Consider the following 23,473-nt stretch of genomic DNA (forward strand, 5'->3'; position numbering starts at 1 on the left):
AGCCTAAAAACACGGGGTTTTTGATGCATTCTCGGAAAGGGAAGGGCGCTTTGCGCGCGTTAATCGGTGCTTTAGTGCTTGCGCTCGGCGGCACCGGCAGCGCCTTCGCGGAAGGCACGATACGCATCGCGGAGCAATACGGCGTGGTTTATCTGCTGCTGAACGTGGCGCGCGACCAGAAGTTTATCGAGCAGGAAGGCAAGAAGCAGGGCATCGATATCAAGGTGGACTGGGCCAAACTCTCCGGCGGCGCAAGCATCAACGATGCGCTGCTTTCCGGTTCCGTGGATATCGCGGCGGCGGGCGTGGGACCGCTACTCACGATCTGGGACCGCACGCACGGACGTCAGAACGTGAAGGGCGTCGCTTCGCTCGGCAATCTGCCGTATTACCTGATATCGAATGATCCGCGCGTGAAGACGATTGCCGATTTCACCGAGAAGGACCGCATTGCCGTGCCTGCGGTGGGCGTCTCGGTGCAATCGCGCATTCTGCAATATGCGGCTGCCAAGAAGTGGGGCGACAAAGAATACGACCGCCTCGACAAACTGACGCAGGCGGTGCCGCATCCGGATGCAGCCGCCGCGATCATCGCGGGCGGAACGGAAATCGACGCGCATTTCGCCAACCCGCCGTTTCAGCAGCAAGAGTTGGCCGGCAACGCGAAGGCGCACATCGTACTGAGCTCTTATGACGTGCTCGGCGGACCCAGTTCGGCGACGGTGCTTTATGCGACCGAAAAATTCCGCAACGATAATCCCAAGACCTATCGCGCTTTTGTCGATGGGCTTGCCGACGCCGCGCGCTTCGTCACGCAGCATCCCGACGAGGCCGCTGATATTTATCTGCGCGTCAATCAGGCGAAGATAGACCGCGAGTTGCTCGTCAAAGTCATCAAGGACCCTTCCGTGCAGTTCAAGATCGCGCCACAGAACACCTTCGCGCTTGCGCAGTTCATGCACCGCGTGGGCGTCATCAAGAACGAGCCCAAGTCGTGGCAAGACTATTTCTTCAACGACCCTGCCACGCGTGACGGCAGCTAAATGCATAAGACGCGCGCTTATCCGCGATGCTGCATTGGATATGCGCATTCATTGGTTAGTCGGCGAAACGCGCGCCGGTATGGTGGTGGTTTGCACTCAAGCATTGCAACCATGGCTGCCAATCCTCATGTGCTGTATCCGGTCGAAAGCAACAGGTCCGTTGCAACGACCAGCAAGCTGCTCAGCGCGCGCAACGTCACGCTCGAATACCGTACGCCCGAGCGGCTGGTGCGCGCGACGCATGACGTCAGTTTCGATGTCTACGGCGCTGACCGCTTCGTGCTCCTCGGGCCTTCGGGCTGCGGTAAATCTACCTTGCTGAAGGCCGTCGCGGGATTCATCGAGCCGGTGGCGGGCGACATCGAAATAGACGGGGAGCGCGTGAGCGGGCCGGGCGCCGACCGCATTGTCGTGTTTCAGGAATTCGATCAGCTTCCGCCCTGGAAGACGGTCCTGCAAAACGTCGCGTTTCCGTTGCGAGTCGCGCGCAAGCTGAGCCGCGCCCAAGCGCGTGAACGGGCGCTGCACTATCTGGACAAGGTCGGCCTTGCGCACGTCCCTGACGCCTATCCTCACACGCTTTCGGGCGGCATGAAGCAGCGCGTCGCCATTGCGCGTGCGCTTGCCATGCAACCGCGCGTGCTTCTCATGGACGAGCCCTTCGCCGCCCTCGATGCGCTCACGCGCCGCCGCATGCAGGAAGAATTGCTCCGCCTCTGGAACGACGAACGCTTCACGTTGCTGTTCGTGACGCATTCGATAGAAGAGGCGCTCATCGTCGGTAATCGCATCTTGTTGCTGACGCCGCATCCCGGCCGCGTGCGCGCGGAGTTGAACAGTCATCAGTATTCGCAGGAAAGCGTGGGTCGCGGCGACTTTCAGCAAAGCGTCGCGCGTATTCATCGCCTGCTGTTCGAAGAGGAGGCCGCGCAATGAGCACGCCGCAGTTGATCGAGCCGCCGGTGCGGCCGGAGTTCGAACGGATGCCGCCCGCGCCCGCAGCCGACGCTAGGCGGCACGATGCGACGATACCGCTTGCAAAGCGTGTTCTAGATGACGCGTGGCTGCGCAAGACGCTGATTGCGCTCGTGCTGATCGCGTTATGGGAATGTGCCGCGCGCATGGTCGATAACGACTTGCTGCTGCCGACCTTTAGCGCGACGTGTGTCGCCTTCGTTCAAGTCGTTGTTTCTGGCGAGTTGATCGAGAAGACCGCGATATCCCTGTCCGTGCTGCTGCGCGGGTATCTGCTGGGCGCGGCGCTTGCGTTCGTGCTGACGTCGCTCGCTGTATCGACACGCATCGGTCGTGACATTCTTTCGATGCTCACAGCCATGTTCAATCCCTTGCCGTCCATTGCATTGCTGCCGCTCGCCTTGCTATGGTTCGGGCTGGGGACGGGCAGTCTGCTTTTCGTGCTCGTGCATTCGGTGCTGTGGCCGCTCGCGCTCAATACCTATGCGGGCTTTCAGGCGGTGCCCTCGACGCTGCGCATGACCGGCCGCAACTATGGGCTCACGGGATTGCGGCACGTCGTGCTGATTCTCGTGCCCGCCGCGTTGCCTTCCATTCTTGCGGGCTTGCGCGTGGGTTGGGCGTTTGCCTGGCGCACGCTGATCGCCGCAGAACTCGTGTTCGGTGCGAGTTCGGGCAGGGGCGGACTGGGCTGGTACATCTTCCAGAACCGCAACGAACTCTATACGGACCGCGTTTTCGCGGGGTTGGCCGCGGTGATCGTGATTGGTCTTGCGGTCGAGCATCTCGTCTTCGATACGATCGAACGCGTGACCGTGCGGCGCTGGGGCGTTCAGTCGTAACGCGCGGCGTGCGATAGCGAAGTATCTGAGCTATGCGCCGCTTTAAGCCGCTCGCGAGCGGCTTCTGTGACATGACCGATGTATGGCGCGGGGGTGAATTGGTTGCGGCGGCGTCGGGCGCGCTATGACGCACTATGGTCATGATCGCGGCCCGGTCCTATACCCGTCTTACAGCGCCGCGCCATCAGTTGCGCGTCGGTTAAACCAACGTCTGCGGACAACGCAACGCAACGAACAATACGCCCACGCGCGGCACGACGAGTCTTCCCGCCATTATGCGATGCGACGCTTAGGCTCTGAGATTCGCCGACGCCTCCGGTCGCCCGACGCGCTACACGATGCCGATGAACGACATCGTGATCGCGGTGCCAACGCTCGCGCGAATTAACATGGGCTTTCGCCGAACCTATCCGCGAACCGTTCTTGAAGCGGCGCCTCGATCCGCCGCAACCAAACTCCCGCCGAACGCAACGCGAAACCAGACTGCGCATCTAACTGCTACAGGTGAAGCGGCACGAACAGCAGCAGCAAGGTCATAGCCATGATCGTGGCGAACAAGCCAAAGACGCACACGTAGCCATCACGCTGTCCACGAACGCAGCGTTCTACGTATGGCGAGGCAGAAGGAAGCGACGCGCACACGAATCGACTGGCACACGTCATCACGAGGCGGCACGCATCCTGCATTGCGTGTACGATCGACGGCGATCAAACGCCATGACCGATGGAGACCGCAGAATGAAAATCGCGACCTTCAATATCAACGGCATACGCTCGCGTCTCGATGCCTTGCTTGCATGGCTCGAACGCGAAGCGCCGGATGTCGTCTGCTTGCAGGAACTCAAGGCGACCGACGCCCAGTTTCCCGTTTCGGCCATACGAAGTGCAGGCTACGGCGCGGTCTGGCACGGACAGGCATCGTGGAATGGCGTGGCGATTCTGGCTAGAGACACGGAGCCGGTCTTGAGCCGTCGCGGCTTGCCCGGCGGCGAGGACGACACGCATAGCCGTTATATCGAAGCGGCGGTGCATGGCATTCTGATCGGCTGTCTCTATCTTCCTAACGGCAATCCGCAGCCCGGCCCGAAATTCGACTACAAGCTCGCATGGTTCGAACGCTTCAACGCGCATGCAGAGGCGCTGTTCAAAAGCGGCCATCCGGTGGTGCTCGCGGGCGACTATAACGTCGTGCCGACCGACGAAGACATCTATAACACGCGCTCATGGCTGAAAGACGCGCTGCTTCAGCCCGAAAGCCGCGCCGCTTACGCGAAGCTGCTCGCGCAGGGCTGGACGGATGCGCTGCGCAAGAAACATCCCGATGAACGCATCTACACGTTCTGGGATTATTTTCGTCAGCACTGGCAGACGAACTCCGGGCTGCGCATCGATCACCTTCTGCTCAGCAAGGACTTGGCGACTCGACTTCAGGATGCCGGCGTCGATAAATGGGTGCGCGGCGAGCCGCACGCGAGCGATCATGCGCCCGCGTGGGTCGTATTGAAGGAGCCGCGCACGAAGAAGAAAGCCGCCGACTGATACCTGCTCGTCCCTAGCTCTGGCGTCGCGACGACGAACGCGGCGCCTTGACCGGCGCGCCTTCCGGATTGTCCGCAGGCAGAATCAGGGGCTTCGCTTGGTCGGCGGACTCGTTGGTGGACTGTTCAGCGGACTCCTTGGCCGTTTCGTTGGCAATCTCGCCGCTTGCATCGAGAATCACGCCGCTCGTGTTCTCCGCTGCTTCGCTCGCCGTTTCCGCGAGATTGGTGACGACGAGGCTCGTCGTTTCCGTCGTCTCTTGCGTCGCCTGCGCGCCGCTATCGGCCAAGCCCTTCAGCGTGATGCCGTTGCGTTCATATTGACTCCGCACTTCGCCGATGATGTCCGCTTCGGTCGACGTGATGATCGACAGCACGTGCTGACTATAGGAAGCCGCCTTTTGCGGCAACTGCGCGAGCATCACGGACTGCCAGCCGAGCACCACGCCGGGGGTCGTATCGTCGCCGGTGCGCAGCAGCGTATTGCTTTCCTCGATGACTGTACGCACGGTCTGCACATTCAGCTCTGTCAGCGCGTGCAGGGCGCTCGCGAAACGTTCGCTGGCGTTCAGGAATGCCTGAAGATTGGCGCGCGCGATGGACGGCATCTGATAGGCGATGAAACCGGGATACTGAAACATTGACCGCTCCTTTCGTAAGCCGAATGACTATCGGTAAATGACGAACGCGGGGCGGGCAAGCCACACACTCATTTCGCATTCAGCGCGAAGTGAAGCGGCGCGGCCCGCGCCTTATGAGTTGATTCAGACGAAGCAAAGGTATCCCGGTTCCCATTGAAACCCCGAATTTTTCAAGCACGACCGGTCACGTCGCGCTGTACATCTTTGCCGGTCGCGCGTGCTCAAGCGACGCCAAAAATTGCATGACGTGCGCGCGTCCCCCGTTGCGCCACGCGTCGAGATGATCGGCGTCTTCGATCATCGCAAGATGCTTGTCGCCTCGGGCAGCATCGAAAAGACGCTGGAAATGGACCGGCGGCACCACGAAGTCCCGCGTTCCGCCGTAGATGAGCACGGGCGCGCGCACGCAGGCGATCTTCGAAAGATTGTCGTAGCGGTCGCGAGCCAGGGCGCGAACCGGAAAGAACCGAAAGCGGGCCGCCGCGACATCGACGATGCTCGTGAACGGCGCTTCAAGTATGAGCGCATCGATGCGCGCTTCGCTTGCAAGCTGCACGGCCACGCCGGAGCCCAGCGAATAGCCGTGCAGCACGATAAACGGCGAGCGCGCGGCGGCGTAGGCGTAGGCGGCGCGTGCATCGGCATAGAGCCCTGCCTCGTGCGGCTTGCCGGGATTGCCGCCATAGCCGCGATATTCCGCAAGCAGCACGCCGTAGCCGGCTTCGATCAGTTCCAGCGCAATGTGCCCGCGTTGCGTCAGGTCTTCTCCGTTGCCATGAAAAAGCAGCACGGTCGCTGAATGCGCGTCAGGCGGCGCGCGATAGCGTGCCTGCAATCGCAAGCCGTCTTGCGTGTCGAGCGTAATGACGTCGGTTCTATCTTCCAGCGTCGCATCGACGAAAGCCTGTATCTGTTCCAGCGGATACACGAGCCGCCCTTGCAGCCAGTACAGTGCGGCGAGTGCAAAGAGATAGGCCAAAGCGACGGCCGCAAGAAGAACGCATAGTGCTTGAATCATGAGTGGCCGCAACGCATGTCGTTCCTCATTCGCGCGGGCGGATGCCGGCGTCATCGCCTTGACGCAAGCTCAAAGGCATTTCCGCCGCTATTTCGCGCTGTACGTGGTCCGTGGATTGTCCGCGATTGAAGAGCGCGTTCAGGCAAATCGCGAAGATCGCGGCCAGTGTAATGCCGCTATGCGTAAGCGGGCCGGCCCACGCGGGCATTTGGCTAAAGAATGTCGGCGCCGCGAGCGGAATGACGCCCACGCCAAGACTGATCGCAATGATGAGCAGGTTGTTTTTGCTTTCGAAGTCCACCTTGCTCAGAATCTTGACGCCTGTCGCCGCGACCATGCCGAACATCGCGATGCCCGCGCCGCCCAATACGACGACCGGTATCGACGCAATGAGGTTCGAGAGCTTCGGCAAAAGCCCGAGCAACATCAGGATAACGCCCGATACCGCGACGACCCAGCGGCTTTTTACACCCGTGATGCCGACGAGCCCGATGTTCTGCGAAAACGACGAATGCGGAAACGTATTGAACACGCCGCCGATGACCGTGCCGAGTCCGTCCGTGCGCAGGCCGCGCGTGGCATCGGCGCGCGTGACGGGGCGCATCGTCAGATCGCCGAGCGCGAGAAACATGCCGAGCGATTCGACCATGATCACGATCATCACGAGGCACAGCGACGCAATGGCCGCGATGTCGAAGGTCGGCAAGCCGAACGCGAACGGGCGCACCGGCGCGAACCATGCGGCACGCCCGACGCCCGAAAAGTCCACTACGCCCATCGGCAACGCGACGAGAAAGCCGATCGCCATGCCGAGGAGCACCGAGATATTCGCGATGAAGCCCTTCAGATACTTGTTGATGAGGAGAATGGCCAGCAGCACGATGCCCGCGATCATCAGGTTCTTCGGCTCGCCGAAATGCGGTGCGCCGTGTCCGCCGCCGGCCCAGTTGATCGCAACGGGAAAGAGTGTCATGCCGATGGTCAGGATGATCGTGCCGGTCACGATAGGCGGGAAGAAGCGCATCAGCCGCCCGAAAAACGGCGCGATGAGGATGGCAAACACGCCTGCGGCAATCGTCGCGCCGAATATCGCCGGCAGCCCCGCGCCTGACGATGCCATGGCGACCATCGGCCCGACCGGGGCAAAACTCACGCCCATGATGACGGGCAGCCGGATGCCGAACTTCCATATGCCGATGCACTGAATCAGCGTGACGATGCCGCAAGCAAAGAGATCCGAACTGATCAGAAACGCCACCTGATCCTTCGGCAGCTTGAGCGCCGCGCCGATAATGAGCGGCACGGCGATTGCCCCCGCATACATGACAAGCACGTGCTGAATGCCGACGGCGAGCATCTGTCCTGAGGGCAGCACTTCGTCGACGGGATGGTGGGTTTGTGCCATGTGCGCTCCGGGCAATGTGATCGCGTGATGTGCGACCGAGTATTGCACCCGCCGGCGCGCAAAAAAATATTCGTGCCGCTATAAGCGGGATCGCATCTCAGCGATTCTTGGCAAGGACATATGACCGCTTTTTGTCCATCCACCGACGAACGCCCGGCATATTTTCCCGCGCCCTAAATAAAGGGCAGTGAATCTTCGCAAGAATCGCGATAACTCTTGCGACGCAAGGCCAAGCGTACTGTTGAATTTCAAGATGGCGTGCTACATTCCGAGCGCCTTTGTGTTGCGCGGGGACGGGCGCGGCCTGCGCGCCCTCATGCTTTCAACGCAAAGGAACAGCGACATCCGGGGCTTTTGGCGCCCATAAAAATCATCATTCGCACAGGGATCTCGGCATGGAAATGGTCGGCGGAACGCGACTCGCCCAACTCTTCACTTCGAATCAGGCGGAACTGCTCGCCGAATGGATCACCCAGCAGCATGCAATCGCGTCGCGGCGCGGGCTTGTCGGGGAAGCCGAGCTTCGCAATCAGTTCGGACAGTTCGTCTCTTTGCTGCTTGCCGCGCTCGCAGCGTCGGATCGTGTCGATTTCAAGGCGTCGAACTGGCAGGAAGTGCGCGCATTTCTCGCGGATATGTCGGGGCAGCGCGCCCGTCAGGGTTTCTCGCCGGTCGAAACCGCCATGTTCGTGTTCTCGCTGAAGCAACCGCTCGTCGCGCGTCTGCGTCTGCAACTGGCGAGCGACCCGGTCGCGCTCGCGGATCTCACGTGGACCGTCAGCTCGCTCTTCGACGAACTCGGCCTTTACACCACCGAGGTGTTCCAGGCGAGCCGCGAGCAGGTGATCGTGCGCCAGCAGCAGGAACTGCTCGAACTCTCGACGCCGGTTGTGCAACTGTGGGACGGCATTCTCGCGCTGCCGCTCATCGGCACGCTGGATTCCGCGCGCACGCAAGTCGTGATGGAGAACCTGCTGCAGAAGATCGTCGAGACCGGCGCGGCCATCGCGATCATCGACATCACGGGCGTGCCGACCGTCGATACGCTCGTTGCGCAGCATTTGCTCAAGACGGTCGCGGCGGCGCGGCTGATGGGCGCGGACTGCATCATCAGCGGCATTCGTCCGCAGATCGCGCAGACCATCGTGCATCTGGGCGTGAACCTGTCGAACGTGACGACGAAAGCGTCGCTCGCGGCGGCGTTCATCGTCGCGCTGCAACGCACCGGCAAGTCGGTGACGGCGGCAGGCGCGCAGGAAAACGCTGCGCGCAACGGCGTCGGCGGCATGCACGATTCGTCGCAGCCGGAATGACGGCGCGCGAGATCTTCAACCGCATGCACCGCGACTGAACAGGGCCCAAGCGATGGATCGCATTCCAATTCTCACGATGGGCAAGCTGCTGCTCGTCACCATTCAAGTGGACATGCACGACCGCCTTGCGCTCGCGCTGCAGGACGATCTGACGAGCCGCATCGTGAAGGACGGCGCGAAGGGCGTCTTGATCGACATTTCGTCGCTCGACGTGGTCGATTCGTTCATCGGACGCATGATCGGCAACACGGCGGCGATGGCGCGCGTGCTCGACGCGCAGACGGTCGTCGTCGGCATGCAGCCTTCGGTCGCGATCACGCTCGTGGAACTGGGGCTCACGCTCTCCGGCGTTCGCACGGCGCTCAATGTGGAAAAAGGCATGGCGCTGCTTACCGGGGGCGGCGCGGGCTGACGGCCGCGAAGCGAACCATTCCATGATCACCTTCGATTCCTCGGCAGCGCGCGCTGCCTCTTCACCGGCCGAGACGCTGCCGATCCGCTCGGACGAGCAGATCGTGCGGCTGCGCCAGTTCGTGCGCGAGAAGGCAGTGGCGCAGGGCTTGTCCCTCATCGATCAGACCAAGTTCGTGACGGCGGCAAGCGAACTGGCACGCAACACCCTCATCTACGGTGGCGGCGGCGACGTGCATTGCACGCTCGTCGAGCGCAATGGCCGCCGTGGCCTCAAACTGGAATTCGTCGATACGGGGCCGGGCATTCCCGACATCCCCCGCGCGCTCTCGGACGGCTACACGTCCGGCAGCGGCCTTGGCCTCGGCCTCGGCGGCGCGAAACGCCTGTGCGACGAATTCGATATCCGCTCTGCGCCGGGTGAAGGCACGCACGTCTCGATCACGAAATGGAAACCGTTCTAAAGGAGTCGATGGCGGCGCAACAGCGCCACGAGATCGCCGAGGCGACCCAGATTGCCTCTGCGCGACGCTCCATCGGCGAGCTTGCGCGCGGGCTCGGTTTCAACGAGACCATTGCGGGCGAGCTCGCGATCGTCGTCACCGAATGCGGCACCAATCTGCTCAAGCATGCCGGCAGCGGCGAGCTGCTCGTGCGTCCGCTCATGGACGCGGGCGAGCGTTACGGCATCGAGATTCTGTGCGTCGATAGCGGGCCCGGCATCCACGATCTGTACCGCTGCTTCGAGGACGGCTACACGACGGCGGGCAGCCCCGGCAACGGCATGGGCGCGATCCGGCGTCTCTCCGGCGAACTCGACATCTGGAGCATGCCGCAACAGGGCACCGTGATGCGCGTCGTCTGCTGGAACCGCGCGGCCGCGCCTGTCGCCGCCGATCCCGCCGCGCCTGCGCGCGTGACGTATGGCGTCGTCAACCTGCCGCTTCGCACCGAGACCGTCTCCGGCGACGCGTGGTCCTGCAGCGCGGGCGATAACGGCTTCACCGTGCTCGTCGCGGATGGCCTCGGCCACGGACCGCTCGCCAACGTCGCGGCGGTCGAAGCGGCGCGCGTGCTCGGCTCCCACGGGGACGCGCCGCTCGAACGCATCATGGAGATCGCGAACGAAGCCTTGCGTCCCACGCGCGGCGCGGCGGTCGGCATCGCGCGCATGCCGACGCTGGCGAGCACGGCATCGGCGAGCGGCGCGAAGGTCGCGTTCACTGGAATTGGCAACATCGCGGCGAGCGTGTGGACGGAAAGTTCGCACCGGCATTTGGTGTCGCACAGCGGCATCGTCGGGCATGGCGCGCGGCGCGTGCAGCAATTCGACGTGCCGTATCCGCCCAGTGCGCTCGTCGTGCTGCACTCGGATGGAATCGGTTCGCGCTGGGATCTCGCGCGCTATCCGGGCCTGAGCGCGCGGCATCCGGCGCTCGTCGCAGCGGTGCTGTATCGCGACTTCTCGCGTGGCCGCGACGACGTCACCGTGTTCGTCGCCCGCGCGGCCGGGGGCGCGTGATGAGCTTCTCGCTCTACTCGATGCAGATCGACGGCGAGCGCGATATCGTCGCGGCCCGCCGCAAGGCGCGCGAGGCGAGCGCCGCGCTCGGCTTCTCGGCGCAGGACCAGACGCGCATCTCCACGTCGGTGCTCGAAGCCGCGCGCACGGTGCTGACCGCCGGCCCGCACGCGCGGGCGGATTTCCTGCTGGACGACGCGACGTATCCGCCGCGCTTCGTCGTGCGTTTTCTGGCGTGCGCGAGCGCGGGCGAGCGGCTTCGCGCGATAAAGAACGACGATTCGCAAGCCGCGCTCGGCCTGCTCGCGGCGCAGCGCCTGATGGACCAGTGCGCGATCGCCGACGAAGCGGGCGGCGGCACGGCCATCTCGCTCGCGAAGGCGCTGCCCGACAACGCGCCGTTCGACGCGAACGCGGCGCAGGCCATTTCCGCGACGCTGTCGAGCCAGGACAGCGAAGATTCGACGACCGAACTGGCGCGCCAGAACCGCGAACTGATCGGCGCGCTCGCCGACTTGCGCGAGCGGCAGGAAGAACTGACGCGCCTCACGCGCGAACTGGAAGACACGAATCGCGGCGTCGTCGCGCTGTACGCCGAGCTCGACGCACGCGCGGATCATCTGCGCCGCGCGGATGAATCGAAGTCGCGGTTCTTGTCGAACATGAGCCACGAATTTCGCACGCCGCTTTCGTCGATCCGCGCGCTCTCCAAGCTGCTGCTCGACCGCATCGACGGCGAGCTAACGGAGGAGCAGGAAAAGCAGGTGCGCTTCATTCGCAAGGCGGCGGAGGATCTCTCCGAAACGGTCGACGACCTGCTCGACCTCGCGAAGATCGAAGCAGGGAAGATCGAAGTGCGCGCCGCGCAATTCGAAGTCGATACGCTTTTTTCCGCGCTGCGCGGCATGCTGCGTCCGCTCACGCCGGGCGGCGCGGTGGAACTGATCTTCGATTCGTGCGAAGGTCTGCCCCCCGTTTGCACCGACGAGGCCAAGGTCGCGCAGGTGCTGCGCAATTTCGTGTCGAACGCGCTCAAGTTCACCGAGCGCGGCGAAGTGCGCGTGTCGGCGAGCTATGACGAAGTGCGCCGTCTGATCACCTTCTCGGTGACGGACACCGGCATCGGCATTGCGCCCGAGCATCAGCACGTCGTGTTCGAAGAGTTCGGACAGGTCGAGAACCGGCTGCAGCAATATGTGAAGGGCACGGGACTCGGCCTGCCGCTGTGCAGAAAACTCTGCAAGCTGCTCGGCGGCGATGTGTCGCTAGAGAGCGAACTCGGGCGCGGCTCCACGTTCATCGCGACGATTCCGGCGGTCTATGGCGCCTCCGACAGCGCGCAGGCCGCGGACGGCGACGCGCGCCCGATGGTGCTGGTCGTCGCGAGCAATCCGATCGAGCGGCTCGATTGCGAAGCGGCGCTCAAGGCTTCGCCGTATCGCACGGCGAGCGCCGCGACGCTCGAGGAAGCGAGCCGTGCGCTCGCACGCACGCCGCCCGCCGCGCTGCTGCTCGCGGTGCGGCCCGCGGCGTCCGAAGCGTGGATCTGGCTTGCCGCGCTGCGCGCGCAGGCCGCGACGCGCAATGTGCCGGTCGTCGTGCTCGGCGAGGCCGAGGATCGCAATGAGGCCGAGGCGCTCGGCGCTGCCGCGTTCATCCAGAAGCCGATCTCCGGCGGCGAGCTGGCCGGCGTACTCGAAATGGTGTCGAACGCGATGGACGGCTTGCGTCGCGGGGAAGGGCTGGCGACATGAGAAGCGACTGGAGCGAGGTGCTGATCCTCAACGTCGACGACAACGACGGCGCGCGCTATGCGAAGACGCGCATTCTGTCGCGCGCGGGCTTCAACGTGATCGAGGCGGGCACGGGCACGGCGGCGCTCGAACGCGTGCGCGCGGAATCGCCGGATCTCGTGCTGCTCGACGTGAAACTGCCCGATATCAACGGCCTCGAAGTGTGCCGGCAGATCAAGGCGTCGGCGGAAACGGCGGGCACGCTCGTGCTGCAAACATCGGCGGCGGCAGTGCATAGCCTCGATCGCATTCGCGGTCTCGAAGGCGGCGCCGACAGCTATCTGACCGAGCCGGTGGAGCCAGCCGAACTCATCGCGCACGTGCGCGCGCTGTTGCGCGTGCGGCTTGCGGAAAACGCGCTGCGCGAAAGCGAAGAGCGATTCCGCCAGCTTGCCGAGAATATCGACGACGTCTTCTGGATGCTCGATCCCGCCGCGAACCGCCTGCTCTATGTCAGTCCCGCTTACGCGCGGCTCTGGGATTCGGACGAAAGCGCGGCGACGCCCCAGCCGGGCCCGGATCACTGGTCGGGCGACATTCATCCGCTGGATCGCGAGCATGTCGCGGCGGCGTATCGGCAATTGCTGGCGAGTGGCGCGCCGTATCAGGTGGAATACCGCATCGCGCGCGCGCAGGGCGAGCCGCGCTGGGTGGCTGAACGCGCGTCGCTGGTGAAAGGCACGCAGGGGCGGCCAGCGCGCATCGCGGGCATCGTCAACGATATCTCCGAGCGCAAGGCCGCCGAGATACTGCTGCGCGACGCGGACCGGCGCAAGGACGAATTTCTCGCGATGCTCGCGCACGAACTGCGCAATCCGCTCGCGCCGATTCGCAATGCCGTGGACCTGCTCGACCCCGGGCGCGCGCCCTCGGCGCAGCATTTCTCGACCGTGCGCGCGATCATCGACCGGCAGGTGCGGCATCTCAGCCGGCTCGTCGACGATCTGCTCGACGTCGCGCGTATCACGCAGGGCAAGATCACGCTGCGGCAGGAAGCCGTGGATATCGCGGCGGCCGTGGAAGCGGCTATCGAAACGGCGCAGCCCGCGCTGGAAAGAAAGCGCCATCGCCTCACGACGAAGTTCGCGGATAAGCCGCTCTTTATCATCGGTGACAGTGTGCGGATCGCGCAGGTGTTTGGCAATCTGCTGTCGAACGCATCGAAGTACAGTCTCGAAGACGGCGAGATCGCCATCGAGACCGAGCAGGCCGGCGACGAAGTTCGTATTACCGTGCGCGACAAGGGCATAGGCATCGCGGCGGACATGCTGCCACATATCTTCGATTTGTTCGTGCAGTCGGAGACATCGCTCGAACGCTCGGAAGGCGGGCTCGGCATCGGCTTGCCGCTCGCGAAGACGCTTGTCGAATTGCAGGGCGGGCGTATCGACGCGCATTCGGCGGGACCCCAGCAGGGCAGCGAGTTCGTCGTGTGGCTGCCGCTCGCGAAGGAGGCGGAGGTTGCGCCGCGTCCCGTCGAGCATGTGCCGGCCCACGTGAGCGGCGGCAAGCGCGTCTTGCTCGTCGATGACAGCGTGGACGCCGCCACCGCGATGTCCTTGCTCCTCGAAGCCGATGGCTTCGATGTCCGCACCGCGCACGATGCGACCACCGCGCTCGCGATCAGCGATATGTTCGCACCGCAGATCGTTCTGCTGGACATCGGACTGCCGGGAATGGACGGTTACACGCTCGCGGCCGAAATGCGTTCGCGTCCCGCCACGCAGGATGCGCTGATGATTGCCGTGACCGGATACGGGCAGGCGAATGATAGACAGCGATCCAAGGAAGCGGGCTTCGATCATCATCTGGTGAAGCCGGTGGCGTTCGCGGAGATTCTGAAAGCCGTGCTCGGCCGGTTTGGGGCGTAGCGGTTCTTTGTCGTGTGCGGTTTGCGTTGCGTGGGCGCTTGTCGGCGTTCGGGCTGCTGGTAAGCGATCGGTGCATCGAGCACGTCGAGAAGCGTTGCGCCAGATCGTTCGAGCGCGGCGTGTTTGCTCACTTGTAGCGACGAGCCGACGACAAAAAAATTGCCCTAGAAGTGGGCTTGGAAAGAAGGCTTGTCATCATGCGACCACGCTGCTGACAGCGTGGTCAAGCGACCTTAATAGATTGGATTACTAATTAAAAGAAGATGGATTGCTCCGTTGGTTCCTCTTGATTGGTAACGTGTGAGTTCGTGCCAATACGAAGCGTCGAGGCTTTGGGCAACGTGGTGACTATCGCAACAGTGGGCGTGGACACGTCGGTGCGTTGAAGCCAGCCCGTAAGCGACGCGGTCGCATAGGCGGTTAGCGTTCGCGGTTGGACATGCGAAGCATTAAGTGACACATGTACATCGTGCGCCGGTTCTACGAACGCCCGTTTCGCTCTGACGACTCATGGAATAGAACGCCATGTGTCGCGGTTAACCATTCGAAGCCTCAATGCTTGGAACCCGGGCCGAGCGAGGTTTGCGGATCGGAATCGATCCATGTCAACCTAATCTCGTCGGAGTTTGCATTCACCATGAATACCATCGCTAGCGTTGTACTGTCGGTCGCTGTTGCTATCGCGCCGACGGCTGTGTTCGCGCAGAACGAGGGCGCCCCGCTGACTCGTGCGCAGGTCAAGGCCGAACTCGTCCAGCTGGAGAGAGCAGGCTACTCGGCGGCATCCGGGGAAAACGCGACCTATCCTGCCGACCTTCAGGCTGCGGAGGCCAAGGTGGCAGCGCAGAACTCGCAAGAGGCGTATGGCGGTATGCAAGCGGGAGCCGCTGCGTCCGGGGCCGTGCAGCGCGGTGGACCGTCGGGTTCGGTTGCGTCGAACTGCGTCGGGCCGGCGGCGTTTTGCGTGCCGTACTTCGGGAACTAAGCGCCGGCATAGAGTTGGCGGCGGCGCGCCATGCAGAGTGCTCGCATTGTCTCTGACGCACCGGCGCGCTTTTCCTCTGCTCTTTTTCCGGCGTTCATCGTCAGAAAAAATAATTTCGAAAAGGGGTTGACCCAAGTGTATTGCGCCAGTCATAATTCGCCTCCCGTTGAATGACGGCGCGCAAGAAAGCAAGCGAATAAGCGAAGCGAACCTTGTGCGATGCTCTTTAAAAACTAACAGCCGATAAGTGTGGGCGCTTGATGGCGAGTGCGGTTGTGGTGCTTAGGCGCTGCAGCAAAAGCAACAGTATCAAGAGTCTCACACGAAGTATCAGAGGAAGGTTTTTTCATCTTAGGATGGAATAAATCATCGTCAGTACGTTGAGTGAGCGACCGGTTTCTAACGGAACCGAAAACAGTAACGGCTTACCGATAGTCGAGAGCATGGCTTGCGGAACCCCGGTTGTGACGTCGAACTGTACGGCAATGCCAGAAATTGCGGGCGGCGCAGCCATACTCGTGGATCCCGTATCTGTTGAAGAGATTTCGATGGCAGCAAAGCGGCTTTTGGAAGACTCCCAACTGCGTCGCACCCTTGCCGAGAAGGGCGTAATTCGCGCTAAGGAGTTCAAATGGTCAGACGTTGCGGCAAAGGTCGAAACCGTTCTGACGATGCTAGATGTAACAGCCGAACTAGCGCAAGGTCACCGCGTGTCATGAGTCGGCGAGCGCATCATTCGTCGCCCAACGGCATGAGCCCAAAAATGGTTGTACTGCCGAAAAGCAAGTCCTTATTCCATGGATAGCCGCATCGTCAAAAACACGGCGATTAATTTCGCAGGCCTGTTGCTGCCGACGTTTGTATCACTTGCTACCGTGCCAGCGTACGTGCATCTGCTAGGGCTGGAACGCTTCGGGGCTGTCGCGCTGATATGGGTGCTAATCGACTATTTCAACGTCCTAGGCTTTGCGATGAGCGTGGCGACGCAGAACCAAATTGCTCCAGCTTTTTCAAGTGATGACCTAGTCACGTGTCGCGACCTGCTCTGGAGCGCCTTCTGGTCAAACCTTGCAGCCAGCCTAGTGATTGGCATTGCGGTATATATCTGCGGATGGGCCTATAGCAGGTACTGGATGGATCCAACCGCAACGCTAACGCAAGAGGTGAGAAATAGTCTGCCTTTACTGGCGTTAGCTGTTCCTGTCGCGAGTGGTTCTTGCGTCTTCTCGGCCGCTTTAGCTGGCGCTGAGCGCTTTACCGCGTTCAACATGATTCAGACTTCTGGCACCATTTTATTTCAGCTGGTTCCGCTTTTTTCAGTGTGGTTATTCGGTCCGACTGTCGGGATTGTTCTGGGTTCGGCAATGATTGTTCGCTCGCTGACAGGTCTGCAACTCCTTGTCGAATCGTCCCGTGTACTCAAGTTTCGCAAGATGTGCCGGCCAAGGTTGGACACCGTTCGGCGATTGTTGAATTTCGGTGGTTGGATGCTCGTAACGACAGTCGTAACTATGGTGACGGATTCGATTGATCGGCTTGTCGTTGGGGCGACATTTGGAGCTCGGACCGTCGCCTGCTACACAGTGCCTAAGAACCTTGTGACGCGGCTAAACATCGTGTCGATCGCGCTCGGGCGGACTTTGTTTCCGCGGCTCTCGGCAGCGAGCCGAGATCAGGCGAGGATTCTCACGCAACAGTCCCTAGGGCTCCTTGTGGCAATATTCACGCCGCTATCGATAATGGCGATGACTGCGGTCGGCCCGTTCTTGCAGGCATGGGTGGGCGGCGACCTAGCCTTGATTGCGGCTCCTATTGGGCGCGCACTGATCATCGCTATGTGGTTAGGCGGCCAAGCGGACGTCACCCGAATTCTCATCCAGTCGCAGGTCAGTGCAGCCAGCGCCGCAAGAGCATCGCTTCTGCAATTATGTCTGTACATGCTCATCCTTTATATCGCGATCAATCGGTTTGGGCTGATGGGGGCGGCCGTCGCAGCGGTATTGCGAGCCATGTTTGAATATCTCCTCTTGGTTTACGTGTCGCGCGTGCAAGCATGGCCTACGATACTTTGCATGCTTTCCCAGTTCCCGTTTTTGTTGGCCGATCTATGGCTTACCACTTTATCGCTTGGAAACTTAATGGAGCTGGCGTTGGGCGCAGTACTTGTTGCGGCCAGCTTCGGGCTGTCCTTTAGCACATCTTTGACGTTTCAAGGTTTTGTGCGGTCCTCTTGGCAACGGCTGTCGCCAAGAAGCGGACTATGACTCAGAGGAATGCTGCCATCATCTCCCCGCGAACCAATGAGCGACTATTCACATGAGGCAACTCAAAGAGTCGAGACGCAGGCTGCTTGCCTCTCTGAAGGCGACCGCCGCATTCGCAGTGTTATCAAGCGCTGGTATGCGAATGCGCGCCGCGCCCACGAATGGCACAAACGCCGTTCGGGCACCGGCCGTGCCAGCGGCGTTCGGAGCGATAGCCGATGGACTATCGCATCCATTGTCGACGCGCTTCGCCACACTCGCTGCCGCACGTGCGGTGTACCCATTCGCAAGCGGACTACACCATGAGATCGACTGGTGTGCCATTCAAGCCGCCATCATATCGGGCACGCCGGTTAGACTGGCGGCTGGCCATTATCGCATTGACGATACGCTGAGACTCAAGAGCGGCAGTACGTTGGTAGGGGCAGGGGACGCTACCGTTCTCCAGTGGACTAAACCAGTTCTCGGCACAGTCTTTTCAATTTTTGCGGCCGAACGCGTTGCGGGTTTCCGACTCGAGAATTTCTCTGTTGTCGATTCGAGCGGCTCAATGACTGGATACGTACTCGCCGGATATAACGTGAAACAGGCATCCGTCGCACGGCTGTCGGCCAAAGGAATAGCGATCGCCGCGTTTTTGCCTGCTCGAGAAGCCGACGATAAATACCATCGAGTAACCATAGAGCCCAGCGATGCCGCATTCAATGGTAGTGCCTATTTGAGCGTCACTGGATGCACCGCAGAAGATGTGGCGTCGAGCCCAGACGCGCGAGCGGCCGTTCTCTTTAGGTATTGCGTGCACTGGTCAGTGACGGATTGCAGCTTTGCAAACGTTCCGTTCGGAGTGCAATGGTGGGGGGGCGATTCTGACCCTGCAGTCGACGGTGCGATAGGGAACCGGCGCAAGTGTATAGATGGAAAGGTAACGAACGTCAAGGCGGTCAACTGCATCGCGGGGGTTTGGGGTTCCATGGGCGACGACGTCCACGTCGTGAGGTGCGAGGTTGATGCCGCCTCGGATGTTGGTATTGACTTTGAAGGATGCGTCGACTGCTCGGCAAGTCAGAACCGAGTGAGCCATTGCAAGAACGGCAACTTGACAATCTTTTGGTGGAACGTGGGTATCTCGTTCGTCGAAAATCTATCTCGACAGGCTCGCGCAGACTATCCGCATGTTCGCGTATACAACGCTGCTCAGGACATTGAGAATCGATCCCTCATTGTCAAGAGCAATAAATTTTCGACTGAAGGCGCAATAGGCGTCATCGATACTAGTTCGGGATGTGTCGAATCGCTGACGTTCGAAGGGAACGAGCTCCTTGACACTCGCATCAATTTTGTCGCAAATAATCTTCGGTACGTGAACGTAATGAGCAACAGCACCGTATTTACTCGCCCGCTGTTACCGCCCTATTATGCCATGCAGATCGGGCAACTCCACAACGGCGGCCGAGCGGTGGTAGCTGCAAATACTTTGGTAATGACGGTTGACCAAAGAAGCCTGTCTATTGCGATCTACTTGTGGTCAGATGACTACAATTCGGACGCAAAGTTCACCGTTGTGGACAATTCTATACAAGGATTCCGGATTAGCCTCGCGACGGACAACTTCGGTAGGAATCCGGGGAAAACGAGCATCTTTATGATCGAAAATAATGATTTCGGGTCGGGCGTTTATAGGAAGTTGGATCACGGTTCAAGGGCGAGTCAATCATTTTTGCGCGGCAACCGTCCGTGAACGGCTAGGCACCCCCATTCCCGTCACGGGTGATGCAATGACATCGGTTCGACCTGCTCGAACCTCCACTTAAGCATACGGAGCGCTGACATGCATGCAAGACCGAAACCGAAACCTTCCGAGGAAATCTGTGTCGAACGCGTCAATGCTTTGGTCGAGCGAGCGGACGCGTTGCGAATGCACTTTGCAGCTGTTCCGGTAAAGGACCTTGTTATCATCCTGAGAACGTATCAAGCCGCCCACAAGCAAGTCAAAAGGGTGCCCGTGGGAGATCCCGGTATCCCCGCTGCTACCGATGAACCGGACGTCGAGGACGTCGCTATGCCGCGCGAGATGAGCAGTTCCGATTACTAAACCGTCGCTGCTAATGAGATGCTCTCGTGAAGCGCCTCACCTGCGCGGAACGTTCAGCGTTCGTCGTAGCTTCTGCTAACCGGCGACCTTTCTGCCCGGGCTATCGCCGGATGGATCGAAACCTGTCTTGCTTTTCCATCGTTTCAATATATGACGGATTGGGTTGACCAGGCAGTAGTGCTGCAGAGCGGGCAGCGGATCGTCCCACCGGAAATACCCGTCGAAGACTCGCATGGGCCCAGTTCGCAAGTGACGAGGGACGCGGTCGGCAATTGAAGCGCGCCAAGCCACACCTGTTACTTCCGCGTCATCCCGCGCCGGCGGCAAGCCGACTTCGTGCCTGAAGGCGGCTGCGGGAATATTCGTGCCGCAAAGCGTGGCAATTTCTTCCTGCCAATCCGTCCTTCCGACCGTGGGCTCGATCATCATGAATTTTTTGTAGTTCTCGTCCCACTTGTATTCCATGCTTCCCATGCCTTCGAAACCGGCGCGTTCCGCAAAGTCCATTGTCATTGGTTCGAGCATTCTACGGACTTCAGGTGCCCCCACACATACGGCCGTGCTTCCGACTTGACGAGGATAGCTAAGCAGCTTACGGCCCGTGAAGGCAGACACATTCCGTCCGCTAGCGCCCCGATAGAAAAGGGTAAAGTATATGTTCGAGTCGGGTCCCTCAATCCATTCCTGGGCGATTACCTTGATCCCAGCGGTCAAGGTCGAGCGCGCCTGCTCCTGAGCGTCGACCAAGGAGGACGCAAGCACTGCCCGGTCTACACTTCCCACCAGAACTTTGCGCTTGTCGTCAGGCTTAAGGACGCAAGGAAACTGTAGCTGCGATAGCTTTTCAAGGTCGTTCTCCGTCTCAAGGACAACGGAGCGTGGGACTGGAAAGCCGTGTCCGGAGGCGAACTCGTGAAATTTGGACTTGTCGCTTAAAATCTTGACGGAGTGATCGTCGGGCAGGCGAATGCGAAACCATTTAGACAGCCGTTCGCGACCTTCTGACACTGGATGGACGCACTCTTCAAGCGTCAAAAAAAGGATGGGGCGGCGAGTGAACGTCTTGCCTAGTTCGATCATATCCTCTATGAACGGCTCGCCGGTAAAGCCTCTGATGAGATGCGCTGAAGCGTGACGAGACCATAGCGCGGCACCAGTGTATCTGGTGCCGACCGCGGTAACATTTATGCCGGCACGTACCAAGGAACGAGCGACACCAAGTCCATTGAGCGAACATCCCACGACTACGGCCTCTGTTTCGCCTGATTTCGTCACTGTTCGCATGGATGTCCGTAGGGTTGCTTATAATGTCGGTAGGTCGAATAAACCTGTTGGCATGCTTGACCGCATCGTCATGCGGTTGAAGCACGGCGCCAACGAGGTTTCAAGAGCATGTTGACATTGTTAGGGGATGACTTCTGCAGGCAATTGCAGAGGCCTTCTGCATAAGCCATGACTGATCCGGGCAGTTACCGCGCCATCCCGGGGGAGAGTGGTACCGGAATGACTTGATAGGAAGACTATGCGAAAAGAGACTGACGGTGTGGGACGTACAACTCGCTATGTGGCGTAGCGCACATGCAGTGCAAAGGCCATCGCGAAGGCTGCGCCCGCGCATATGTCTTCCGGCGCCTGAATTTCGACACCGTGATAGAGCGATGGTTGATGCAACTCAGTGCCCTCTGCTGACCAAAGTTTGGTCTTGCGCGGGGGCATGGCTCGACGACTAGTTGCCGCGCCTGTAACGTTAGCATCTGCGATGCCGGCCTCGACAGTTGCGCATGATTGTTAGATAAAGGCTGCTCACGCTGCGCTAGTGATGGGGCTTGAGCGCGACAGTGAGAAATTCGCGTCGGGAAATGACAAACTCATCAAGCGACTTTGGACGAAGGATGACCATGTCTGTGGAATTGCAGAGAGCGGTCTTGCCACTCAAGCATGGATGCGGTGACATGCCCGTTGTTGGTTTCGGCCCACTCATCGCTGGTGCATCCTCGACCAACAGCGCGATCCGCGAAGCACTCAGCGTGGGCTATCGGCACTTTGACTGTGCGCAGCGATTTCAAAATGAGCGTGGGGTGGGTAGGGCGTTGCGTGACAAACTGTTGGGCACAGAGGTTCGTCGTGAAGAAATCTTTATTACGACGCGAGTTTGGACTCGCCGGCGACAGCTCATCCGACCGGCAATCGACGCGAGTCTTGGAAGATTACAGGCTGACTATCTCAATCTGTACCTTATGCATCTTCCGTTCGCTGGTCTTCCGGCAGGTGAGCAGCATCGGCGGGATCCAACCGGGAAGATTCTGCTGTTCAGGCACGCGATGCTGCACGACGCGTGGAGAGGGATGGAAGACCTGGTCGACAGCGGGAAATGCCGTGCGATCGGTCTGTCCGACATCGGTCTTGATGAACTGAGGCATCTTTATGAGTCGGCGCGGATTAAGCCGGCGGTCGTTCAGGTCGAGGCCCACCCGTATCACCCGAGGACCGAACTTTTGGCGTTTTGCAAGGCGCACGAAATCGCTTTGCTGACATCCTCGCCGTTAGGCCGCGGAGTCAAACCGGGTCCGCTGGACGACGGCGTCATACGCGCCATCGCCGCCCGATTGAACCGGACGCCCGCTCAAGTGCTGCTTGCCTGGGCTGCCCAACGAGGTACGGCATTCCTAACAACGCCTGAGACTGGACAGCGGGCAAAAGAAACCTGGACCAGTGCGGTGCTCCCGAACGAGGCATTTGAACAAGTAGACGCTATCCACATGAGCCTAAAAAACGCGCGTTGAGCGTTTGGTGTTGGCGTTTCCGGCGGGGCACTGTCAGTGTGTTGGCTCCCATCGCACGCACTGTCATGGTCATGCTGTATCGCGACGAACTGCGCCGTTATAAGCCGAAACTATTGGTGGATAACGTCCAAGGCCAGACGCCCATCAATCCAGCAAATGGTTTGCCGATGTTAGGCGGCCATGGGAGCGTCGACGTGCACGTAACACGTACGGTACAAATACCAACGACTTTCACGCGCCGATGCAACAAAGCGGATTTGGAGACCCCAACAGCGGGTTCTAATTCTTTTGAATCACCCGGCCGACATGCCTCGCATGTCGGCTTTCTTATCGGTTTTGAAAAGCCTTGGTTGCGGGCTTTAGCTCGTACGATCGATCGAGACTCTCCCACCAACGCTGCGCCCGGGAGGGAAGTTATGGATTCTGGCGGCGAACTTGCCACGTTCTTGAACGACAATCCGGAGCTCGGCATTGACGCGGGAATTCTCGAACGCGCATAGCGGCCTGAGAATCTTGCAGCGTTGGCCGCCGCACGGGATGCAGGGATTGCATCTCTGGTCCACGATCTTCCCGAACTTACGAAGGACACCTAGGCCGTGCGAGAAAAGCATGCGTCGGTGCACGCGGCGCGCCGCCGAACTGGCGAAGGCGATCGCTGCCAGCTAATATCACCTCTCACTCAGCTGTTTAAGTCGGGACGTCATCGGCCAAACACCGTCCGATCCGGTGAAGGTTGCAATGCACGTGGCGAAAGTCGGCACCCGACCCACCGCGGTCAGACGGCTCTCCACGAAGCGGTCACTCAGTCGAATCGAGGTTTTGCGAACCGGCGTGCCATAAAGGGCTGTTGGCGACCTCACCCAATCGGCCATAACCAGGCGTTCGAGATATGTACTGCGCGACCATTCCCCCGTCAGCAGCACCTCGCAAAGCGGTCTTCCGATGAATACTGTTACTAACGTTCCGCGGACTCAAGG

Annotated in this window: 21 protein-coding genes; 17 read left to right on the forward strand and 4 right to left on the reverse strand. The window is 60.6% G+C overall.

Translation table 11 applies throughout. The features are described from left to right. Positions 1-23 precede the first annotated feature (23 nt). The 4 genes from GV035_RS02545 to xth all read left to right on the forward strand — a co-directional run bounded on the left by GV035_RS02545 (position 24) and on the right by xth (position 4,399). Positions 24-1,043 (forward strand): ABC transporter substrate-binding protein, encoded by a 1,020-nt coding sequence (locus GV035_RS02545; protein WP_159833084.1) that lies wholly within the window; start codon positions 24-26, stop codon positions 1,041-1,043. A 111-nt stretch (positions 1,044-1,154) separates the two neighbouring features. After that, positions 1,155-1,979, forward strand: a complete 825-nt coding sequence (locus GV035_RS02550) for an ABC transporter ATP-binding protein (RefSeq protein WP_159833086.1) — start codon at positions 1,155-1,157, stop codon at positions 1,977-1,979. Continuing rightward, positions 1,976-2,860, forward strand: a complete 885-nt coding sequence (locus tag GV035_RS02555; RefSeq protein ID WP_159833088.1) for an ABC transporter permease — start codon at positions 1,976-1,978, stop codon at positions 2,858-2,860. Before GV035_RS02550 ends, GV035_RS02555 begins: the two co-directional genes overlap by 4 nt. Positions 2,861-3,598: 738 nt before the next feature. Then, complete coding sequence (gene xth / locus GV035_RS02560) at positions 3,599-4,399, forward strand: exodeoxyribonuclease III (RefSeq protein WP_159833090.1); 801 nt, start codon at positions 3,599-3,601, stop codon at positions 4,397-4,399. A gap of 13 nt (positions 4,400-4,412) precedes the next feature. Here the strand turns inward: xth and GV035_RS02565 are convergent, their stop codons facing one another. The 3 genes from GV035_RS02565 to GV035_RS02575 all read right to left on the reverse strand — a co-directional run bounded on the left by GV035_RS02565 (position 4,413) and on the right by GV035_RS02575 (position 7,462). Further along, entirely contained in the window at positions 4,413-5,039 is a 627-nt protein-coding gene (locus GV035_RS02565; RefSeq protein WP_159833092.1) for a phasin family protein, read from the reverse strand. Between the two features lie 184 nt (positions 5,040-5,223). Continuing rightward, positions 5,224-6,057 carry an alpha/beta hydrolase gene (locus tag GV035_RS02570; protein ID WP_159833094.1) on the reverse strand — a complete coding sequence of 278 codons (834 nt, stop codon included), beginning with the start codon at positions 6,055-6,057 and terminating at the stop codon, positions 5,224-5,226. A gap of 25 nt (positions 6,058-6,082) precedes the next feature. Continuing rightward, complete coding sequence (locus tag GV035_RS02575) at positions 6,083-7,462, reverse strand: nucleobase:cation symporter-2 family protein (RefSeq protein WP_159833096.1); 1,380 nt, start codon at positions 7,460-7,462, stop codon at positions 6,083-6,085. A gap of 395 nt (positions 7,463-7,857) precedes the next feature. Between GV035_RS02575 and GV035_RS02580 the strand changes: the two genes are divergently transcribed. The 11 genes from GV035_RS02580 to GV035_RS02630 all read left to right on the forward strand — a co-directional run bounded on the left by GV035_RS02580 (position 7,858) and on the right by GV035_RS02630 (position 19,713). Then, positions 7,858-8,775 (forward strand): STAS domain-containing protein, encoded by a 918-nt coding sequence (locus tag GV035_RS02580; protein ID WP_159833098.1) that lies wholly within the window; start codon positions 7,858-7,860, stop codon positions 8,773-8,775. A 52-nt stretch (positions 8,776-8,827) separates the two neighbouring features. Continuing rightward, the gene (locus GV035_RS02585) at positions 8,828-9,187 is read left to right on the forward strand and encodes an STAS domain-containing protein (RefSeq protein WP_159833100.1); all 360 of its coding nucleotides are present in this window, start codon (positions 8,828-8,830) and stop codon (positions 9,185-9,187) included. A gap of 22 nt (positions 9,188-9,209) precedes the next feature. Then, positions 9,210-9,650: an anti-sigma regulatory factor gene (locus GV035_RS02590; RefSeq protein ID WP_159833102.1), complete on the forward strand. Its 441-nt coding sequence runs from the start codon at positions 9,210-9,212 to the stop codon at positions 9,648-9,650. Further along, complete coding sequence (locus tag GV035_RS02595; RefSeq protein ID WP_159833104.1) at positions 9,635-10,708, forward strand: ATP-binding SpoIIE family protein phosphatase; 1,074 nt, start codon at positions 9,635-9,637, stop codon at positions 10,706-10,708. The genes GV035_RS02590 and GV035_RS02595 overlap by 16 nt, the downstream gene beginning before the upstream one ends. Continuing rightward, positions 10,708-12,462 carry an ATP-binding response regulator gene (locus GV035_RS02600; protein ID WP_159833106.1) on the forward strand — a complete coding sequence of 585 codons (1,755 nt, stop codon included), beginning with the start codon at positions 10,708-10,710 and terminating at the stop codon, positions 12,460-12,462. The genes GV035_RS02595 and GV035_RS02600 overlap by 1 nt, the downstream gene beginning before the upstream one ends. After that, the gene (locus GV035_RS02605) at positions 12,459-14,372 is read left to right on the forward strand and encodes a hybrid sensor histidine kinase/response regulator (protein ID WP_159833108.1); all 1,914 of its coding nucleotides are present in this window, start codon (positions 12,459-12,461) and stop codon (positions 14,370-14,372) included. The genes GV035_RS02600 and GV035_RS02605 overlap by 4 nt, the downstream gene beginning before the upstream one ends. Positions 14,373-15,009: 637 nt before the next feature. Further along, positions 15,010-15,357: a DUF4148 domain-containing protein gene (locus GV035_RS02610; protein ID WP_159833110.1), complete on the forward strand. Its 348-nt coding sequence runs from the start codon at positions 15,010-15,012 to the stop codon at positions 15,355-15,357. A gap of 380 nt (positions 15,358-15,737) precedes the next feature. Beyond that, positions 15,738-16,076 (forward strand): glycosyltransferase, encoded by a 339-nt coding sequence (locus tag GV035_RS02615; RefSeq protein ID WP_268892224.1) that lies wholly within the window; start codon positions 15,738-15,740, stop codon positions 16,074-16,076. A gap of 78 nt (positions 16,077-16,154) precedes the next feature. Continuing rightward, positions 16,155-17,621: an oligosaccharide flippase family protein gene (locus GV035_RS02620; protein ID WP_159833114.1), complete on the forward strand. Its 1,467-nt coding sequence runs from the start codon at positions 16,155-16,157 to the stop codon at positions 17,619-17,621. A 52-nt stretch (positions 17,622-17,673) separates the two neighbouring features. Next, positions 17,674-19,359 (forward strand): hypothetical protein, encoded by a 1,686-nt coding sequence (locus GV035_RS02625; RefSeq protein WP_159833116.1) that lies wholly within the window; start codon positions 17,674-17,676, stop codon positions 19,357-19,359. A 90-nt stretch (positions 19,360-19,449) separates the two neighbouring features. Then, entirely contained in the window at positions 19,450-19,713 is a 264-nt protein-coding gene (locus GV035_RS02630; protein ID WP_159833118.1) for a hypothetical protein, read from the forward strand. A gap of 75 nt (positions 19,714-19,788) precedes the next feature. Here GV035_RS02630 and GV035_RS02635 read toward each other — a convergent pair whose 3' ends face one another. Next, the gene (locus tag GV035_RS02635) at positions 19,789-20,997 is read right to left on the reverse strand and encodes a carboxylate--amine ligase (protein ID WP_201303888.1); all 1,209 of its coding nucleotides are present in this window, start codon (positions 20,995-20,997) and stop codon (positions 19,789-19,791) included. 614 nt (positions 20,998-21,611) lie between these two features. Here GV035_RS02635 and GV035_RS02640 point away from each other — a divergent pair. Both GV035_RS02640 and GV035_RS02645 read left to right on the forward strand, forming a co-directional pair. After that, positions 21,612-22,496, forward strand: coding sequence for an aldo/keto reductase (locus GV035_RS02640; RefSeq protein WP_159833120.1), 885 nt, complete (start codon positions 21,612-21,614; stop codon positions 22,494-22,496). A gap of 65 nt (positions 22,497-22,561) precedes the next feature. Next, complete coding sequence (locus GV035_RS02645) at positions 22,562-22,996, forward strand: hypothetical protein (RefSeq protein WP_159833122.1); 435 nt, start codon at positions 22,562-22,564, stop codon at positions 22,994-22,996. Positions 22,997-23,473 lie beyond the last annotated feature (477 nt).

Source organism: Burkholderia sp. 8Y, from assembly GCF_902506145.1.
Taxonomy (GTDB): Bacteria; Pseudomonadota; Gammaproteobacteria; order Burkholderiales; family Burkholderiaceae; genus Caballeronia.

Coding starts and splice junctions, on each gene's coding strand:
- GV035_RS02545 (WP_159833084.1), top strand. CDS start 24: ATGCATTCTCGGAAAGGGAAGGGCGCTTTGCGCGCGTTAATCGGTGCT.
- GV035_RS02550 (WP_159833086.1), top strand. CDS start 1,155: ATGGCTGCCAATCCTCATGTGCTGTATCCGGTCGAAAGCAACAGGTCC.
- GV035_RS02555 (WP_159833088.1), top strand. CDS start 1,976: ATGAGCACGCCGCAGTTGATCGAGCCGCCGGTGCGGCCGGAGTTCGAA.
- xth (WP_159833090.1), top strand. CDS start 3,599: ATGAAAATCGCGACCTTCAATATCAACGGCATACGCTCGCGTCTCGAT.
- GV035_RS02565 (WP_159833092.1), bottom strand. CDS start 5,039: ATGTTTCAGTATCCCGGTTTCATCGCCTATCAGATGCCGTCCATCGCG.
- GV035_RS02570 (WP_159833094.1), bottom strand. CDS start 6,057: ATGATTCAAGCACTATGCGTTCTTCTTGCGGCCGTCGCTTTGGCCTAT.
- GV035_RS02575 (WP_159833096.1), bottom strand. CDS start 7,462: ATGGCACAAACCCACCATCCCGTCGACGAAGTGCTGCCCTCAGGACAG.
- GV035_RS02580 (WP_159833098.1), top strand. CDS start 7,858: ATGGAAATGGTCGGCGGAACGCGACTCGCCCAACTCTTCACTTCGAAT.
- GV035_RS02585 (WP_159833100.1), top strand. CDS start 8,828: ATGGATCGCATTCCAATTCTCACGATGGGCAAGCTGCTGCTCGTCACC.
- GV035_RS02590 (WP_159833102.1), top strand. CDS start 9,210: ATGATCACCTTCGATTCCTCGGCAGCGCGCGCTGCCTCTTCACCGGCC.
- GV035_RS02595 (WP_159833104.1), top strand. CDS start 9,635: ATGGAAACCGTTCTAAAGGAGTCGATGGCGGCGCAACAGCGCCACGAG.
- GV035_RS02600 (WP_159833106.1), top strand. CDS start 10,708: ATGAGCTTCTCGCTCTACTCGATGCAGATCGACGGCGAGCGCGATATC.
- GV035_RS02605 (WP_159833108.1), top strand. CDS start 12,459: ATGAGAAGCGACTGGAGCGAGGTGCTGATCCTCAACGTCGACGACAAC.
- GV035_RS02610 (WP_159833110.1), top strand. CDS start 15,010: ATGAATACCATCGCTAGCGTTGTACTGTCGGTCGCTGTTGCTATCGCG.
- GV035_RS02620 (WP_159833114.1), top strand. CDS start 16,155: ATGGATAGCCGCATCGTCAAAAACACGGCGATTAATTTCGCAGGCCTG.
- GV035_RS02625 (WP_159833116.1), top strand. CDS start 17,674: ATGAGGCAACTCAAAGAGTCGAGACGCAGGCTGCTTGCCTCTCTGAAG.
- GV035_RS02630 (WP_159833118.1), top strand. CDS start 19,450: ATGCATGCAAGACCGAAACCGAAACCTTCCGAGGAAATCTGTGTCGAA.
- GV035_RS02635 (WP_201303888.1), bottom strand. CDS start 20,997: ATGCGAACAGTGACGAAATCAGGCGAAACAGAGGCCGTAGTCGTGGGA.
- GV035_RS02640 (WP_159833120.1), top strand. CDS start 21,612: ATGTCTGTGGAATTGCAGAGAGCGGTCTTGCCACTCAAGCATGGATGC.
- GV035_RS02645 (WP_159833122.1), top strand. CDS start 22,562: ATGGTCATGCTGTATCGCGACGAACTGCGCCGTTATAAGCCGAAACTA.